The following is a 15,581-nucleotide window of genomic DNA, read 5'->3' as shown; positions in this document are numbered from 1 at the left end:
GCGTACCCGGCGGGCAGGACCTCGGAGCGGCCCAGGGAGGTGGTGAGTTCGTGACCTCCATCGACATGGACCAGGCCACCACCGCGGGCAAGCGCATCACCTTCACGTGGGAGCGCGACTGAGACGAAGCGCCCTCTTCACACGAGCCTGCCCACGGGGTGGAGCCAGGCGTCACAGCGCCACGCCCACCTCGAGCAGGGTGAGCCCATACAGCAGGCCGAGCCCGGGACTGTCCGTGCCCACGCCCACGCCCAGCTCGAGGACGGACACCTGCGCCTTCCCCAACGTGAAGCGCGCGGGCGCCAGCGTCAGTCCGAGCCCCAGCGAGGGCCCCACCACGGGCACGGGGTGCTCGGGCGTCAGGAAGTCCAACCTGTCTCCGAAGAGGCCCGTGAGGTTCACCAGCGCGGCGGGAGCCCACCACCCCTGGCGCTGCACGCCCGCCCCCACCCGCACCGCGAACGCCGTGCCCAGGCCCGTCAGGGCATTCGCGTCCACCTGCAACAACCACCGTCCATCCACCGTGTCCCGCAGACCGAAGCCACCGCCCACGCCCCCATGGGTGCGCGCCGACGACAGGTACATGCTCGCCCCCGAGCGCCCATACAGCGAGAGCTGGTGACGCGGGGGCACGGCCTCCTCGGGTGCGGCGGGCGAGGTGGCCAGGGTGGACAGGAGGACAAGCGTGGAGAGACTCATGGCAGGGGACCCTCGGCCCAGAAGGAGAGCCCGGCGGCGGACAGCCGGGTGACACATCCGCAACCAGGCACGCATGGGCGGGAACCCTACCCCGCTCGCCCCGGGGGAGGCTACGCCCCGATGAGCGCCACGCCGGTGATGAGCCGCTCCAGCAACCCGATGACGTAGTGCGTGGGCCCGGAGATGAGCCGGGCGCCGAAGACGACGACGGCGATCAGCAACAGCGGCCCGAGCGCGTGCACCCGCTGCCAGGGGCCGAGCAGCTTCTGGGGGAGCAGTCCCTCGACCACGCGGCTGCCATCCAGCGGAGGCACGGGCAGCAGGTTGAAGAGGGCCAGGCCCACGTTGGCCACCATCATGATCTTCAGGAAGAACTCGAGCCCCGGGTTGGAGGGCAGGAAGCCCGGAGCCAGGCGCCACGTGAGGCCAAAGGCGAGCGCGCTCAGGGCGGCCAGGACGAGGTTGGACAGGGGCCCGGCGGCGGCGGTGAGCATCCAGCCGGTGCGCATGGAGACATCACGGCGGAAGCGCGAGGGATCCACGGGAACGGGCCGGGCCCAGCCGAAGGGGATGCCCAGCAGCGGCAGCAGCAGCGTGCCGAAGACGTCGATGTGCGCGAGCGGGTTGAGGGTGAAGCGGCCCATGCGCTCGGCGGTGTCGTCTCCGAGGAGCCGTGCGCTCCAGGCGTGGGCGAACTCGTGCACGGTGAGCGACAGCACGAGGGGAATGAGCATCAACGCCCGTTCGAGCAGGGGATTGTCCATGGTGGTGTGTGCCAATAAGGCCGGGGCGAGCGGCCCGCCATGCGAGTGAACACGCCCGTCCGGAGAGCAGGCGGCCATGCACCCGGGGGCCGCTGGTCCGTTCCCGGAACACACACCACCTTTGCGGCGAACCACGCCAAAGGGGTATCGGGGAATGCGCGTCCACCATTTGAATTGCATCACCATGTGCCCACCGGGCGGGCGGCTGATGGATGGGAGGCGGAGGCCCAAGGGCATCCCGGCGGCGCTGGTGTGCCACACCCTCCTGGTGGAGACGGAGCAGGGACTCGTGCTGGTGGACACGGGCTTCGGACTCGAGGACGTGCGCAACCCGAGGCCTCGCCTCAGCCCCTTCTTCCTCACGCTCAACCGACCGAGCTTCAACGAGGAGATGACGGCGATCCGTCAAATCGAGCGCCTGGGCTTCAACGCCGGAGATGTGCGGCACATCGTGCTGACGCACCTGGACTTCGATCATGCCGGAGGGCTGGACGACTTCCCGGCGGCACGGGTGCACGTGATGGCGGCCGAGGCGGAAGCGGCGGTGGCGCAGGCGACGTGGCTGGACCGCAGGCGCTTCCGTCCGAGGCAGTGGAGCACGCAGCCGCACTGGGTGACGTACCCCATGCCCTTCGGGGGCGAGCGCTGGTTCGGCTTCGAGTGCGTGCGCGAGCTGTCGGGCCTGCCGCCGGAAATCCTCCTGGTCCCGCTGGTGGGGCACACGCTGGGGCACGCGGGCGTGGCCATCCGCCAGTCCGGCCAGTGGCTGCTGCACGCGGGTGACGCGTACTTCTTCCACGAGGAGATGGATCCACACCAGCCCCGGTGCACGCCGGGCCTGCTGGCCTACCAGGAGATGATGCAGAAGGACGGCCGGCTGCGGAAGCTCAACCAGGAGCGGCTGCGCGAGCTGGTGCGCCTGCACAGCCGGGACGTGCGCGTCTTCTGCGCACACGACGCGGTGGAGTTCGAGCGGCTCGAGGAAGAGTCCCGCGCCCACGCGCTGCGCGGCGAGGTGCTGGTGGAGGAGCCCCGGGTGGAGCTCCCCGAGCCCCCGCTGCCGAACATCCCCACGGTGTGAGTCCCGCGGGGCCTACAGCTTGATGTTCTCGTGCTTCACCAGCGCGGTGAGCGCCTCCTCCATCACCGCGCGCGCCGCCGCCGTGTACCGGTAGAGCAGCGCGTGCACCTGCCGGTCCGCCTCGTTCCGGTTCTCGCAGTGCTTCGAGTACTCCTCGAAGGCCTGCAGGCTGCTCACAATCTGCGACAGGTGGTTGGGGCACTCGCACTGCACGGCGCTGGAGATCTCCAGCAGCACGCCCAGCTGCTCCGGCGAGTAGAGCGGCGCCTTCGGCGTGGCCGGCACCGTCACCGTGGACACCGCGCCCGGTGCCCCCAGCTGCAGCGCCGGAGCCGGGGCCTTGGGGGCCGCCGGAGCCGGGGCCTTGGGGGCCGCCGCCGTCCTCACCGGCGGGGGCTGCAGCATGTCGTCCAGCACCGCCAGGTGCACGTGCGCGCGCAGCAGCGACAGCGAGATGGGGCCCTGCAGCAGCCGCACCTTGCCCGCCGGGTACTGCTGCAGCACCCCGCGCCGCGCGAAGCGGTACGTGACGATGGCGTGCCTCGCCCCACTGTCCTCCAGCAGCGCCGGCACCTCCCCCGTCTGCACCCCGTTCAGCTCCAGGAAGTCCAACGCCAGCACGTCCGGCCGCCTCCTCGGCACCTCCTCCCGGAAGGCCTCCACCGAGTTGCCCGACCACACCACTTCCACGTCCCGGAGCGCCTGCGGATTCTCCCGCAGCTGCGCCGGATAGGACTCACCCAGAAGGGCCAGCTTCACCATGACTCACCTCGAGAACTTCCCCACGTTGAACCAGCCCGTCATCCCGCTCAATCCGATTAATGTAACATCCCTGGAGGCTGTGCGCTTGCTTCCACTTCCCGGCCCGCCACGGCCCATGGAAGTTCGACGGTGAACGTCGCCCCCTCGCCCTCCCGGCTCTCCACGTGGATGCTGCCCCCGTGCGCCTCCACCAGCTGCCGGACGATGTAGAGGCCCAGCCCGAAGCCCTCCTTCTTCTCGCCCCTGGCCGGCGCCTTCTGGAAGCGCTCGAAGATGGCGCGCTGCTGCGCCTCGGGAATCCCCGGCCCCTGGTCCCTCACGCTCAGCCGCCCGTGCCCCTCCGTGCGCTCCACGCGCAGCTCGATGGGCTTGCCCTTCCCGTACTTGAAGGCGTTGGACAGCAGGTTCGTCAGCACCCGCTCCAGCCGCAGCCGGTCCCACCGCCCCACCACCCCCGGCTCCACCTCCAGCACCACCTGGCTGCCCGCCTCCGCCGCCTGCTCGGCGTGCCGCTCCACCGCCTCGTGCGCCAGCTCCCCCAGGTCCACCTCCCCCACCTCCAGCTCCATCCTCCCCGAGGACAGCCGCGACAGGTCCAACAGGTTGTGCAACAGCCGCCCCAGCCGCTGCGTGTGCCGCACCGCCGCGGTGAGCACCTCGCGCAGCTTCTCCGGCTCCGGCGGCGGCTGCCTCCTCAGCTTGCCCAGCATCAACTGCAGCGCCTGCAGCGGATTGCCCAGGTCATGCGCCGCCACGCCTATCAGGTCCAACGCCGCCTGCGCCTCGCGCAACAGCCGCGCGTTCTCCAGCGACAGCGCCGCCCGGCCCGTCAGCTCCTCGACGAACACCTGGTCCGTCTCCGTGAAGCGCCGCTCCGGCCGGTGCGACACCAGCATCAACACCCCCACCGACTGCCCCGCCGCGCGCAGCGGCACCAACATCAGCGAGGCCGCCGCCAGCGCCCTCAGCCGCTCCAGGAACACCGCGTCGTCCGCCGTTTCATCCAGGAACTCCCGCGTCACCTCCGGGATGCGCTCCGTCCTCCCCGTGAGCAGCGTCTGCCACGCGCCGTGCGGCCGGCCCCGTCTCGGCCCGTTGCTGTGACGGATGAGCTCCCAGAAGAGCCGCTCCTTCTCCGGCGACACGTGGGTGACGGCGCGGGGCACCAGCGCGCCCTCGGGCGAGAGCAGGAAGAGCAGGCAGCCCTCCGCCAGCTCCGGCACCAGCAGCCGCGCCAGCGCCTCCACCGCCCGATCCGGATCCTTCTCCGTGAGGAAGAGCCGCTCGGCCTCGACGAAGAGGTGCCGGGCCCGCTCCAGCCGCTTGCGCTCGGAGTTGTCGCGCGTGAGCACCGCGAAGCCCTCGAGCCGTCCGTCCGCGCCCCGCAGCGCGGTGACGAGCGACTCGGCCCAGAAGCGCGAGCCGTCCTTGCGCACCCCCGGGCCCTCCCACTCCAGCCGCCCCTCGCGCGCCGCCCGCTCCAGGTCCCTCCCCGGCTGCCCCTCCGCGCGCGCCTCCGGCGTGTAGAAGACGTCCGCCCTGCCGCCGATGATCTCCTCGGCCCGCCAGCCCTGGATGCGCTCGGCGCCGGGATTCCAGCTCACCACCCGGCCCTCCGGGTCCAACATGTAGAGGGCATAGTCCTTCACCCCCTCCACCAGCAGCCGCAAGCGCGTCTCGCTCGCCCGGGCCTCGTGGTGCAGCGGCCACAACGCCCGGGTGAGCACCCACGCCAACCCCATGGCCACCAGCAGCCCCAGCGTGGCCACCAGGATGATGAGCCAGAAGGCCCGCCGCTCCGCCTGGTCCGCCCGCATCGCCAGCTCGCTGAACGCGGCCTCGGTGTACCAGGCCAGCCAGTCCAGGGCCTCGTACGTGCCGTAGCGGGCCGACTCCACCCCGCCGCGCAGCACCTCCAGCTCCTCCCGCGAGACGCCCCGGCCCCGGGCCGCCTCCAGGGCCCGGGTGGCGTCCTCGTGCGCCTGCTCGGCCAGCTCCAGCCCGTCCAACAGGCCCCGCGCCTCCTGGCCCTCCTCGTGCGAGCGCAACAGCCGCAGCAGCGCCTGGAACTGGAGCCGGGCCTGCCGCGCCTCCTCCAGGAGGGACGGCTCGTCCGTGAGCGCATGGGCATGCTGGCTGGCGAGCTTGTCACTGAAGGCCCGGCGCAGCTGCTCCACCGCCAGCCGGTGCTGGAGGCCCTCCGCGGAGACGTGCTCGTTGCCGGTGAGCACCGAGCTCAACGCGAGCGCGGTGATGGCGGCGATGGCCAGGGCCACCCCCAGCGAGGCGGCGAGCCCCACGGCGATGCGCCTCGCGAAAGTCCAGGGACGCCTCAAGCTCCTCCCCCCACCCACCTGCGCGTGGCCAGCCCTACAAAGTGGCGCACGCGCGCGGGGGCAGGAATCGGGGCGCGCGGGCAGGGGGACGCCGGAAACCGGGCACCTCCCCTGTCCCCGGGGGCAGGCCCCTGCGTTCACCACCGGGCGGCTCGCGTGCCGGGGCCCCTTCCGTCCCGAGGGGCGCCACCCCAGGTTGTGCCCCCAGGGCCACTCGGAGGCCGAGTGGAGGACGGAACATGGGCGGGCGAGGGAGCGGGCCGGGGTGGGTGACCCTGGCCTCGTGGCTGGCGTACGGGTGGCTGGTGTGCGGGTGGCTGGCATGCGGTGGGACGGAGACGGCGGACCCGGTACCCGGCACCCTCGCGCGCAACGGGTGCCAGCCCCGGACCTGTGAGCAACAGGGCCTGGAGTGCGGCACGGCCATCGACGGCTGTGGCGGCGTGCTGCGCTGTGGCACCTGCCCCGGGGGCGAGGTGTGCGGCGGCGGTGGCGTGCCCAACGTCTGCGGCCCGGCGCCCTGCACCCCGGCCACCTGCGCGTCCGCGCGGAAGAACTGTGGCGCCATGCCGGACGGGTGCGGGGGCACGCTCTCGTGCGGCACCTGCGCGGGCGGCGAGACGTGTGGCGGCGGCGGCGTGCCCAACGTGTGCGGCCAGGCCTCGTGCACCCCGGCCACCTGCGCGGGCCTGGGGAAGAACTGCGGGGGCGTGCAGGACGGGTGCGGAGGGACGCTCGACTGCGGCACCTGCCCCGAGGGCGAGACGTGTGGCGGGGGCGGCTCCCCCAACGCGTGTGGCCGCGCCACCTGCCGGCCCTCCACGTGCGCGGAGCTGGGGAAGAACTGCGGCACGCTGTCGGACGGGTGCGGCGGCGTGCTGGACTGCGGCACCTGCCCGGACGGGACGTCGTGCGGCGGCGACGGCGTGTCCAACGTCTGCGGCATTCCCGCGTGCACGCCCCTGACGTGCTCGGGACTGGGGAAGAACTGCGGCCCCATTCCGGACGGGTGCGGCGGCGTGCTGGAGTGTGGCACCTGCCCCGAGGGCGAGACGTGTGGCGGAGGCGGCGGCCCCAACGTGTGCGGCCCGGCCTCGTGCATTCCCACCCCGTGCGCGGCGCAGGGGAAGAACTGCGGCACCCTCTCCAACGGCTGTGGAGGGCTGCTCGACTGCGGCGAGTGCTTCTCGGGACAGACGTGTGGCGGAGGCGGGGTGGCCAACGTGTGCGGGAGCGCGCGCTGTCTGCCGGCCACGTGCGCCGAGCTGGGCACGAAGTGCGGCGGAGTGCCGGACGGGTGCGGCGGGGTGCTGGACTGCGGCATGTGCGCGGCGGGCGAGGTGTGCGGCGGCGGGGGCGTGCCCAACGTCTGCGCCGAGCCCGGCTGCCGGCCCGCCACGTGCGCCTTCCTGGGAAGGGACTGCGGCCCGGTGCCGGACGGGTGCGGCGGGGTGCTGGAGTGCGGCACGTGCGCGGCGGGGGAGACGTGTGGCGGCGGAGGCGTGGCCAACGTGTGCTACCGCGCCCCGCCGGTGTGCGTGGACCGGGACCTGGGCAACGCGCTGCCGGTGCGGCTGAAGGGCAGCACGCTGTGGGCGAACGATGACCACATGGCCTCGTGCGGGGGCGGAGGCACGCCGGACCGGGGCCTGCTGTGGACGGCGCCGAGGAGCGGCACCTTCACCTTCGACACGGCGCGCTCGGCGATGGACACGCTCCTGTGCCTGAAGCGGGAGGGCTGCGGGGGCGAGGAGCTCGCGTGCGCCACGGGCGGCATCAGCTACGGCGGAGGGGCGCGGGTGTCGGCGGCGCTGGAGGCGGGCCAGCGGGTGCTGGTGGTGGTGGACGGCGCCACGGGGGGGAGCTTCGGCAAGGGGGACTTCGAGCTGCACATCCAGGAGCTGGCGGCCACGGAGGCGGGGCACTGCTTCGACGGAGCGGACAACGACGGGGACCGGTGGGTGGACTGCGCGGACACGGACTGCCAGGGCGAGCCCTTCTGCGACGGGCGCGGGTGCGCGGACACGGACCTGGGCAGCGCGCTGCCGGTGACGTTCTCCGGGGACACGGCGCGGGCGGGAGACGGCTACCAGGGCACGTGCGGCGCGCTGCTGCAGCAGGACCGGGCGCACCTGTGGACGGCGCCGAAGGCGGGCACCTTCGTCTTCGACACGGTGGGCGGTGGGTATGGCAACGCGCTGTACGTGCTGACGGGGTGCCGGGGCCTGGAGCTGGGGTGCTCGGCGAGCCGGACGGCGGGGAAGACGGGCGCGCCGGTGGTGAAGCTGACGCTGGAGAAGGGACAGCGGGTGCTGGTGGTGGTGGATGGGATGAGCGGGACGGAGACGGCCTCGCCCATCCGCTACACGCTGCACATCACCGAGTCCGTGTCCCGAGAAACCAGCCGCTGACGCGTCGTCCCCTTTCCCAGAGGGAGAGGGAGCGCGGCTCACCCGTGCTCGCGGTCCAGCTTGTCGAGCAGGGTGCGCGCCTGGGCGTCCTCGGCCTGGTGGGCCTGGACCTCGGCCACCTCCTGCCAGCGAATCCATCCCTGGCTCGCGGCGTGGCGGGCGGCCGTCACGGTGTCATCCACGGTGAGCATCTCGCTGCCGGCGGCGCGGATGTCCGCGGCGATGAAGGCCAGCTCCTTCTCGCGCCCCGCGCGGTGCCACACGTTGCGGATGTAGACGCAGCGGATGCGGCCGGGGAACTCGCGCACGATGGTGCGGTAGTGCTCGGCGTCCTCCTGCCCGCTGTCGCCAATGAGGATGAAGGGCAGCGACTCGAGCGTGCCCATCAGCCCGCGAATCTTCTCCAGCTTGTGCCCGTGCCCGCCGCCGGGCGCGAAACCGGTACGGCTCAGGCCCCAGTCGCGCAACAGCAGCGGCCCGGCGGGAATCCGGTGCAACTGGAGGAACTCGTCCAGGTGCTCGTAGAGGTTCCACGGGCTGGAGGAGACATAGAAGATGGGATTGACGGCCGCGCCGCTGCTGCCCAGGTGCAGGGCCTCGTAGAAGGCATCCACGCCCTCGAAGGGCAGCCGGGTGCGGTGCTCGGTGAGGAAGAGCGTCCAGGCGCGCTTGAGGAAGTTGGTGACGTTGGTGACGATGACGGTGTCGTCGATGTCGCTGATGACGCCGAAGCGGGCCTCGGGGCCGGCCAGCAGCACGGGGGCGCGCACCCGCTCCACCCCGCCGGGCGAGGGCGAGAGCAGCTCCAGCTCCACGTCGTTCCACCCGGCCTTGGCCTCGGGGGGAGGCTCCACCCACAGCTCGAGGAAGCCCTCCTCGTCGGTGGTGCCCTCCCAGCGGTGCTCGCCCCAGCGCGCGAGCACGCGGGCGCGGGGAATCTCCACGGTGTTGTAGCGCTTCCACGAGGCAATCGCGCTGCCCAGCAGCGTGTGGCGCCTCCAGGGCGGGCGCACGTGCCGGTTCTCCAGCACGCGGGCCTTGATGACGCACTGACGGGAGGAGCCGTAGCCGCGGTACGGCAGGATGCGCGGCGGACGCGCCAGCCCCAGCTTGCGCCGGACGCGCCAGCCCCAGGCTTCGACGTTGTGCTCGACGTGGAAGGCGAGCCTGACGAGGGGATGTGGAGGCTTCCGGGACATGGCCGCCGGAGTCTACCAGCGGCCCACGCGACTACTCGCCCGGATTGGCGGGGGGAGGGGCCGCTTCCGTCTTCTTCCCACCGAACAGCCTGGAGAACAGGGCCCCGATGACCACCAGCAGGGGGAGGAGGGCCTTCTTGCCGGCGAGCAGGAGGGCCACGAAGAACTTGCCGGACTTGGCCAGGAAGCCCACCTTGGCCAGCTTGGCGGCGCCCACGCCCGCGCCCCCGAGCACCAGGCCCGCGAGGCCGAACTCGGCCACCTTGTCGGTGCCCTCCTGGAAGTCCTCGTAGCGGGCGCCCGGGTTGAAGCGGGTGCTCTCGAGCAGCTTCGCCATGTGCGGCTTGCTGCCGGCGAGCCCCACCGGATCCACCACCAGGTTCATGGACACATAGCCGCGGCGGCCGAGCACGCGCGTGCTGTAGTTCACCGAGGTGCCGTTGTCCGAGAGCGCCTCCAGCGCCCAGATGAGGTGGTGGCGGGCCTTGTCGTAGTGGGGGGCCTCGGACCAGTCATTGACGTGCAGGGGCTTGAAGCCGCGCTCCACGCGCTCCTTGTTGGCCTCCTCGGTGCCCTCCTGGATGGCGGTGAGGAGCTCCTTCGCGTCGATCTCCTCGTCGTCTTGGATGTAGCCCTCGTCCTCGTAGCGGACGATGACGACCCAGGACGAGGCCTCGTCCTTGGAGGTGACCACGCCGAGCAGGTTGTCGTTGTGGAACGAACCGTTCATCTCCAGCAGCGTCGAGGCCTCGGCCTTCTCGAGGAAGAGGTGCGCCTCGGGCAGGTCCAACGTCAGCTCGTGGCCGAGCTCCACCGTGCGGGGACCGGGCAGCCAGTGGAACGCGGGCCCGGACTCCTCCTGGGGCTCGGAGTCCTGCGAGGGAGGAGGAGCGGCCCACACCAGCAGGGGGACCAGCACGGCGGCGACAGTCCAACTCCAGGCGATTCGCATCGCTCGGCCTCTCTTCACGGAGACAGCGGGGAGATGGCGGCGCGGTATAGCCGTTCGGCCCGGGCGGACACAACCCACCCCCCCGGTAGACCCGGAGGGGGGAAGACAGTCCGGAAGTGGGCTTCAGGAGGGCTTGCGAGCGAGGAGCACGTGGGGATGCAGGAGGAGGGCGGCGGCCTCGCGGACGGTCCAGTAGACGCGATCGACGAAGCGCAGGTTGCGCTCGGTGAGGAAGGCGGGGCTGGTGGCCACCTCGAAGCCGTGGAGGCGGAAGTACTGGCGGGCGCGCAGGAGGTGGTAGGGGTCGGAGACGACGAGGACGCGCCGGGCGCCGAGCGAGCGCAGCATGTCCGAGGAGAAGCGCGCGTTCTGCTCGGTGGAGTGGCTCTGGTCCTCGAGGAGACAGGCATCGGGGGGGACGCCGAGGCTCACGGCGAGGTCGCGCATGACGCGGGCCTCGGCGGGAGGGTGGACGCCCACGCCGCCGGAGAAGAGGAGCCGGGGGGCGAGGCCCTGGTGGTAGAGCTCGACGGCCTTCTCGATGCGGGCGCGGAGGGCGGGAGAGGGCTGGCCGCCGGGAAGGACGCGAGCGCCGAGCACCACGAGGACATCGGAGGGGACGGCGCGCTCGTGCTGGCCGAAGCGGTCCACGACGAAGGCCATGCCATAGAGGCCGAAGGTGGCGGCACCGAGGCCCACGAAGAGCCATTTGCGCAAGGCACCGGGCCCCTTGCGGAGAGCGAGCGGAGGCATGGGGCGCAGGCTACGCCATCGGGGAGCGCGTGTCCGGATGGGGCAGGCGATGCTTTTCTCGCACTCGGGGCGACACGGCTGTAGCGTCGTGCGCTCCTGACTGGGAGTCGATTCTCCGAATGAAGGTCCGCCGTCTCGACATGACCTCCTTCCGCGGCTTCCGCGAGCTCACCCTGGAGTTCAACGGGCCGATGACCGTGCTCGTCGGAACCAACGGGGCTGGCAAGACATCGATCCTCGATTGCCTCGCGGTGCTGCTCTCGCAGGTCTCCTCGGGAATCCTGTCCGGCACGGGGCATGGCCGCCGGTTCTACGAATCGGACATCCAGTATGGGCAACCCCACACCCTCAACTCGGTCGAGGCGGCGTTCGGGGAGAAACTCGTCAAGTGGTCCCTCGCGCTCGTGCGCAAGGGAATGCCTCGGATCGTATCGAGCAACCTCTCCGGCTTGAAGGAGCTCATCACCCTGGTGCAGGAGGAGAATGCCCGCGGGCAGTATCAACTCCCGCTGGCGATCTACTACCCGGTCAACCGCGCACCGGATGTTCCCTCACGAATCCGGGAACAGCATGAGTTCGGGCCTCTCTCCGCGTTCGATCAGGCACTGGAGGGGGGGGGCAGGAACTTCCGTCTCTTCTTCGAATGGTTCCGGGAACGAGAGGACCTGGAGAACCAACAGAGTCGCAGACTGCAGGACTACGGGTACCGGGATGGACAGCTCGAAGCGGTGCGCGGCGCCATCGCCGGACTCGTGCCAGGCATGTGGGGCATCCAGGTGGAGCGAGCCCCTCAACGCATGGTGATCCTCAAGGACGACGCCCCCAATGCCCGGCTCGAGGTCAACCAACTCTCGGATGGAGAGAAGACCCTGCTGGCCATGGCGGGGGACCTCGGGCGCCGGCTGGCCATGGCCAATCCTTCACTCGAGAACCCTCTCCAGGGAGAGGCCGTGGTGATGATCGATGAGATCGAACTGCACCTCCACCCCGGCTGGCAGCGAATGGTCGTGAAGCGCCTCCAGGAGACCTTCCCCAACTGCCAGTTCATCCTGACGACGCACTCCCCCCAGGTGCTGAGCCAGGTTCCCGCCGAAGCCGTCATCCTGCTCGACCGGTTCCAGCGTGCGGAGCCATCGACCGGGACGCTCGGCAGGGACAGCAACTCGATTCTCACCGAGGTCATGGGAGTGCCCGAGCGGCCGGAAGCCACGGCCGAGCGCATCCAGGAGATCGCCAGGATGATCGACCGGGAGGAGCTGCCCGAGGCCCGCCGGGCCCTGGACGAGCTGGCGCGGCAACTCGGAGAGCACGACTCGGAGGTGGTCCGTCTCCGCGCCCTCATCGGATTCCTGGACGCCTGAGATGCGCTACATCCGCAAGGGACAGGAGCCCGAGAGCCTGCTGGGGTACCGGCTCACGCCCCATGCCACCTACGAGGGCCTTCCGCAGGAAGTGAAGGACGCGCTGCGCGAACGCCTCGCCCGGGAGCAGGGCTTCCTGTGCTGCTACTGCATGCAACGCATCAAGCCCGAACCGGAGGGGATGAAGATCGAGCACTGGGCTTCGCAGAGCGCGCCCGCCACCCGCCATCGCCAGCTCGACTGGAAGAACCTCCTCGGCGCGTGCAAGGGAGGAGAGGGAAGCCCGCAGCGGCAGCAGCACTGTGACACCCGGAAGGGGGACACCCCCATCCAGGTGAACCCCACCGACGAGGGTTGCGAGCGGCTCGTGCGCTTCCTCGCGGATGGCACCATCGCGTCCCAGGACTCCACCATCGACGGCGACCTCAACCAGACGCTGAACCTGAACCATGCCCGCTTGAAGCACAACCGGCGAGCTACCCTGGATGGCTTCCTGGAGGCGATGAAGCGGAAGTACCCCGGCACCACCTGGACGGAAGCCGCCATGACGCGCGAGCTCGAGGAGCTGACGCGGCCGGACGCCTCCGGCAGGCTCGGCGAGTACTGCCAGGTTCCGATCTTCTGGATCAAGAAGCGGATGGGACGGCTCGGCCAGAGCAGCGCCTGACCGGGACGAAGCCCCGCCCGCGCTCGGCCCCCAACCGTGTTCAGGGCAGGTTGGCCGTGGGCCCCGGTCCGCGAAGAAGGCGCCGAGGAGCGTGGCGGACTCGTGCAGCGACTCGACACGGAGCTCCGGCAGGGAACGTCCGCCAGTTCCATTGGAAAGGGGCGTTAGCCGAACACCTGCTCGATGATCCTGGCCAGCGCGTCCGCGGCGGACTTCGCCTCGCCGCCGGGCGTGAAGTCGAGCTGCGGCCGTGTCGCCGTGTCGTCGGGACCTATCCTCTGCGCGGTCACGTAGACGAGGTACAGCGGCGCGAGGATGGAGACGGCCCCCACTACCCGGGTCACGGCACGTCCGCCGTCCGGCAGTGGCTGCTCCACCTTGTACGTCCAGCGCATCAAGGTACGCGCTCGGGCCAACCCGTGAAGAGCGCATGAAAGAGCGTGGTATCGGGCGGCTCACGTGGACCCACGATGAGCGGGATCCGGGTCTCGGCGATCTCGCGAGGAACGGCCTCGACCCCGAACCTCGCCTCGATCTTCCTGGCCACGATCTCCGCGGGAGCGCGCATCTCAGGAGGAAGCGGCTCGAATAATGCCCTGTCGGCGATGCGCTCTTCGCCTCTGTAATCGTACTGCGCGCCGTGGACCGTATAGACAGGAGCCAGAATGCTGACGCAGCCGACCACCACCTGGCGGCGCGTCAACTGTTCATTCCCCTGATTCGAACGGAGGGGCTCCCGCTCCATGTACACGGAGCAGCGGAAACACGCATCACAGGTGGCCGTGGCATTCCCAATGAGGAACCGAGGCAACGCCGCCTGGAGCTCATCCATGAGCATGTGCCATTCCCCCATCCTCTCGAGCGCCTCCTCCCACAAGGCCTGGAACCTCTCCGTTTCCGGGCTCCTTTCCAGTCTGCCATCGAAGGCATGGTCCGAACGCCAGTAGTTCCGGGCGACAGCAAGCAGGGACTCCGCTGAAATCGGCATGGGCTCGGACTCGACTTCCCTCAAGAAGCCGTGCCCTCCCGGTGGCGCACGGCCCTCTCCATGTCGTCGGCCAGCGCCAGCCACGCCGCGCGTCCCACCTTCATCCCCTCTGGTCCGAGCACCATCTCCCTCTGCATCCTCTGGTTCTCCACCCTCCACCCCCCCTCCATCATGTCCTGGTACCAACGGCGCCACTGCGAAGGGTGCCGGGCGCCCCAATCCTCCAACCGCTCCGACATGATGGCATTCGCAATGGCGTCCACCAGTGCCGTGACCCGCTTCTCGTCGTCATTCAGGATACGACTGGCGCCCCAGAGGTATTCCACGGCACGGATGAAGTTGTTCGCACCGGGGCCCGCGAAGTCATCATCATCGGGCCACTCCAGTTGCTCCCGCACGCCGGGGTTCTTCGCGGCCTCGATGAACCTGAGCGGCCACTCCACCCCTGGCTGATGGCGCTCGAACAATGTCCATCGGGAAGCGACCTGCTGCCGGGCCAACTCCCATGCACGCGGGGCCGGCATGCGGAGCAGCAGCCTCCTGAGCGCATCCTGGCAGGCCTTCGAGTCCACCACCTCCCCCGCGCGCCGCAGGGCGGCAACATCCACGTCTGTAAAATCCGGCTGACTCATGAGGTCACTCTGTCCGCCCGGGCCGGCGATGTCGACACCGCGGCTGTTCCACGACACACCTGGGAATCGCGCCGACCCTGGCCGCCACGCAGGTGGCCGTGGAGCCGAGCGCAGCCTGTATTCTCTCCTTCAGGATTGTTTCTCCTGGGGGAAAGGGCAGCGCCATGGCGAATGAGTACCGAAGTCCTGGGGCGGGGGATGGCGGGGGTACGCAGCTCGAGACTCGGAGAGGGAGGACGGGGGGCCCGCCGCGCTGGGCACCCGCTGGAGCCTTCGGGCTCATCGTGCTCTTCCTCTTCTCGGCGTGCGCGACGCAGGCGCCCATGGGTGGGCAGCTCGCCGGGGGAAGTCGCTGGCGGCCGGCGCCGACGAAGGAGGCCCGCTCAGCGCCGCGAAAGCTCGAGCCCGTGGTTGTCGTCTTTGCCGACAGCCCCACGGCGCACGGCAACACCCAGGTGGTGGCCCTCACGGCGGCCGAGTACCAGCGCGCGGTGCAGCTGCTCGGCCAGCGCTTTCAGGTGAAGGGCACGGCCCAGGAGACGGCCCAGGGGCTCCTCCAGGTCATGCCGGAGGAAGAGCTGCTCGCCGAGGTCTACCGCGACAGAGTGCTCTCCCTGGTGCCCCTCAACGACAAGGGCCCGCTCGTGCCCGAGGCGGAGGCGGCGCTCAAGGAGAAGTACCTGCGCTGGTGCGAGCACCGGGGTGGTGGCGACTGCCTGGGCCTCTTCACGGATGGGCCCTACCTGCGCACGGACGACAGGCGTACCCTGGCTCTGGCGCTGGCCTTTGGCACGGTGCTCTACGAGACGCAGGCGGCCCTCGGGCGAGAGTTGAGCCCGAAGGCCATCCTCTCGTCGCTGGTGTGGGCCGCGGGGCTGTACCTGGCGCTCTGGCTGCTACCCGAGCCGAGCACGAAGGCGGCTGCGGCGGCGCTGTCCGTGGTGCTGCTCGCGTGGTTGGGCCTGGACGCCATGTG

14 protein-coding genes and 1 pseudogene are annotated in these 15,581 nt (G+C 70.6%); 5 read left to right on the top strand and 10 right to left on the bottom strand.

Features of this window, described 5'->3' with window-relative positions; translation table 11 throughout:
- Positions 1 to 171 precede the first annotated feature (171 nt).
- Both VFZ09_RS31865 and VFZ09_RS31860 read right to left on the bottom strand, forming a co-directional pair.
- Positions 172 to 699: a hypothetical protein gene (locus VFZ09_RS31865; RefSeq protein WP_329731484.1), complete on the bottom strand. Its 528-nt coding sequence runs from the start codon at positions 697 to 699 to the stop codon at positions 172 to 174.
- A 110-nt stretch (positions 700 to 809) separates the two neighbouring features.
- Positions 810 to 1,463 carry a site-2 protease family protein gene (locus VFZ09_RS31860; protein ID WP_329731483.1) on the bottom strand — a complete coding sequence of 218 codons (654 nt, stop codon included), beginning with the start codon at positions 1,461 to 1,463 and terminating at the stop codon, positions 810 to 812.
- A 154-nt stretch (positions 1,464 to 1,617) separates the two neighbouring features.
- Here VFZ09_RS31860 and VFZ09_RS31855 point away from each other — a divergent pair, with 154 nt between their 5' ends.
- Positions 1,618 to 2,544: an MBL fold metallo-hydrolase gene (locus VFZ09_RS31855; protein ID WP_329731482.1), complete on the top strand. Its 927-nt coding sequence runs from the start codon at positions 1,618 to 1,620 to the stop codon at positions 2,542 to 2,544.
- Positions 2,545 to 2,556: 12 nt separating this feature from the next.
- Here VFZ09_RS31855 and VFZ09_RS31850 read toward each other — a convergent pair whose 3' ends face one another.
- Positions 2,557 to 3,306 (bottom strand): hypothetical protein, encoded by a 750-nt coding sequence (locus VFZ09_RS31850; protein ID WP_329731481.1) that lies wholly within the window; start codon positions 3,304 to 3,306, stop codon positions 2,557 to 2,559.
- A 56-nt stretch (positions 3,307 to 3,362) separates the two neighbouring features.
- Positions 3,363 to 5,642 carry an ATP-binding protein gene (locus VFZ09_RS31845; protein WP_329731480.1) on the bottom strand — a complete coding sequence of 760 codons (2,280 nt, stop codon included), beginning with the start codon at positions 5,640 to 5,642 and terminating at the stop codon, positions 3,363 to 3,365.
- A 239-nt stretch (positions 5,643 to 5,881) separates the two neighbouring features.
- Here VFZ09_RS31845 and VFZ09_RS31840 point away from each other — a divergent pair, with 239 nt between their 5' ends.
- On the top strand, positions 5,882 to 8,053 hold the full coding sequence (locus VFZ09_RS31840; protein ID WP_329731479.1) for a tryptophan synthase alpha chain: 2,172 nt from the start codon (positions 5,882 to 5,884) through the stop codon (positions 8,051 to 8,053).
- Positions 8,054 to 8,091: 38 nt separating this feature from the next.
- On the opposite strand, the gene VFZ09_RS31835 is transcribed toward VFZ09_RS31840, so the two are convergent.
- The 3 genes from VFZ09_RS31835 to VFZ09_RS31825 form a co-directional block, all read right to left on the bottom strand.
- Positions 8,092 to 9,252, bottom strand: a complete 1,161-nt coding sequence (locus VFZ09_RS31835) for an App1 family protein (RefSeq protein ID WP_329731478.1) — start codon at positions 9,250 to 9,252, stop codon at positions 8,092 to 8,094.
- Between the two features lie 31 nt (positions 9,253 to 9,283).
- Positions 9,284 to 10,204 (bottom strand): DUF2167 domain-containing protein, encoded by a 921-nt coding sequence (locus VFZ09_RS31830; protein WP_329731477.1) that lies wholly within the window; start codon positions 10,202 to 10,204, stop codon positions 9,284 to 9,286.
- A 123-nt stretch (positions 10,205 to 10,327) separates the two neighbouring features.
- On the bottom strand, positions 10,328 to 10,957 hold the full coding sequence (locus VFZ09_RS31825; RefSeq protein ID WP_329731476.1) for a YdcF family protein: 630 nt from the start codon (positions 10,955 to 10,957) through the stop codon (positions 10,328 to 10,330).
- 119 nt (positions 10,958 to 11,076) lie between these two features.
- On the opposite strand from VFZ09_RS31825, the gene VFZ09_RS31820 reads away from it, so the two are divergent.
- Both VFZ09_RS31820 and VFZ09_RS31815 read left to right on the top strand, forming a co-directional pair.
- The gene (locus VFZ09_RS31820; protein WP_329731475.1) at positions 11,077 to 12,318 is read left to right on the top strand and encodes an AAA family ATPase; all 1,242 of its coding nucleotides are present in this window, start codon (positions 11,077 to 11,079) and stop codon (positions 12,316 to 12,318) included.
- Between the two features lies 1 nt (position 12,319).
- On the top strand, positions 12,320 to 12,985 hold the full coding sequence (locus tag VFZ09_RS31815) for a retron system putative HNH endonuclease (protein ID WP_329731474.1): 666 nt from the start codon (positions 12,320 to 12,322) through the stop codon (positions 12,983 to 12,985).
- Between the two features lie 164 nt (positions 12,986 to 13,149).
- Here VFZ09_RS31815 and VFZ09_RS31810 read toward each other — a convergent pair whose 3' ends face one another.
- Genes VFZ09_RS31810 through VFZ09_RS31800 form a run of 3 tightly spaced genes read right to left on the bottom strand, consistent with a single transcriptional unit; the run spans position 13,150 to position 14,605 of the window.
- Positions 13,150 to 13,383 (bottom strand): hypothetical protein, encoded by a 234-nt coding sequence (locus tag VFZ09_RS31810; protein WP_329731473.1) that lies wholly within the window; start codon positions 13,381 to 13,383, stop codon positions 13,150 to 13,152.
- On the bottom strand, positions 13,380 to 13,997 hold the full coding sequence (locus VFZ09_RS31805; protein WP_329731472.1) for a hypothetical protein: 618 nt from the start codon (positions 13,995 to 13,997) through the stop codon (positions 13,380 to 13,382). Before VFZ09_RS31805 ends, VFZ09_RS31810 begins: the two co-directional genes overlap by 4 nt.
- On the bottom strand, positions 13,994 to 14,605 hold the full coding sequence (locus tag VFZ09_RS31800) for a hypothetical protein (RefSeq protein ID WP_329731471.1): 612 nt from the start codon (positions 14,603 to 14,605) through the stop codon (positions 13,994 to 13,996). The genes VFZ09_RS31805 and VFZ09_RS31800 overlap by 4 nt, the downstream gene beginning before the upstream one ends.
- A gap of 284 nt (positions 14,606 to 14,889) precedes the next feature.
- On the opposite strand from VFZ09_RS31800, the pseudogene VFZ09_RS31795 reads away from it, so the two are divergent.
- Positions 14,890 to 15,581, top strand: a pseudogene (locus VFZ09_RS31795) (hypothetical protein); the annotation flags it as partial.

The organism is Archangium sp., from assembly GCF_036277355.1.
In the GTDB taxonomy this organism is placed as follows: domain Bacteria; phylum Myxococcota; class Myxococcia; order Myxococcales; family Myxococcaceae; genus Archangium.
The sequence above is the reverse complement of the archived record's forward strand: the minus strand, read 5'-3'. Positions and strand labels throughout refer to the sequence as shown.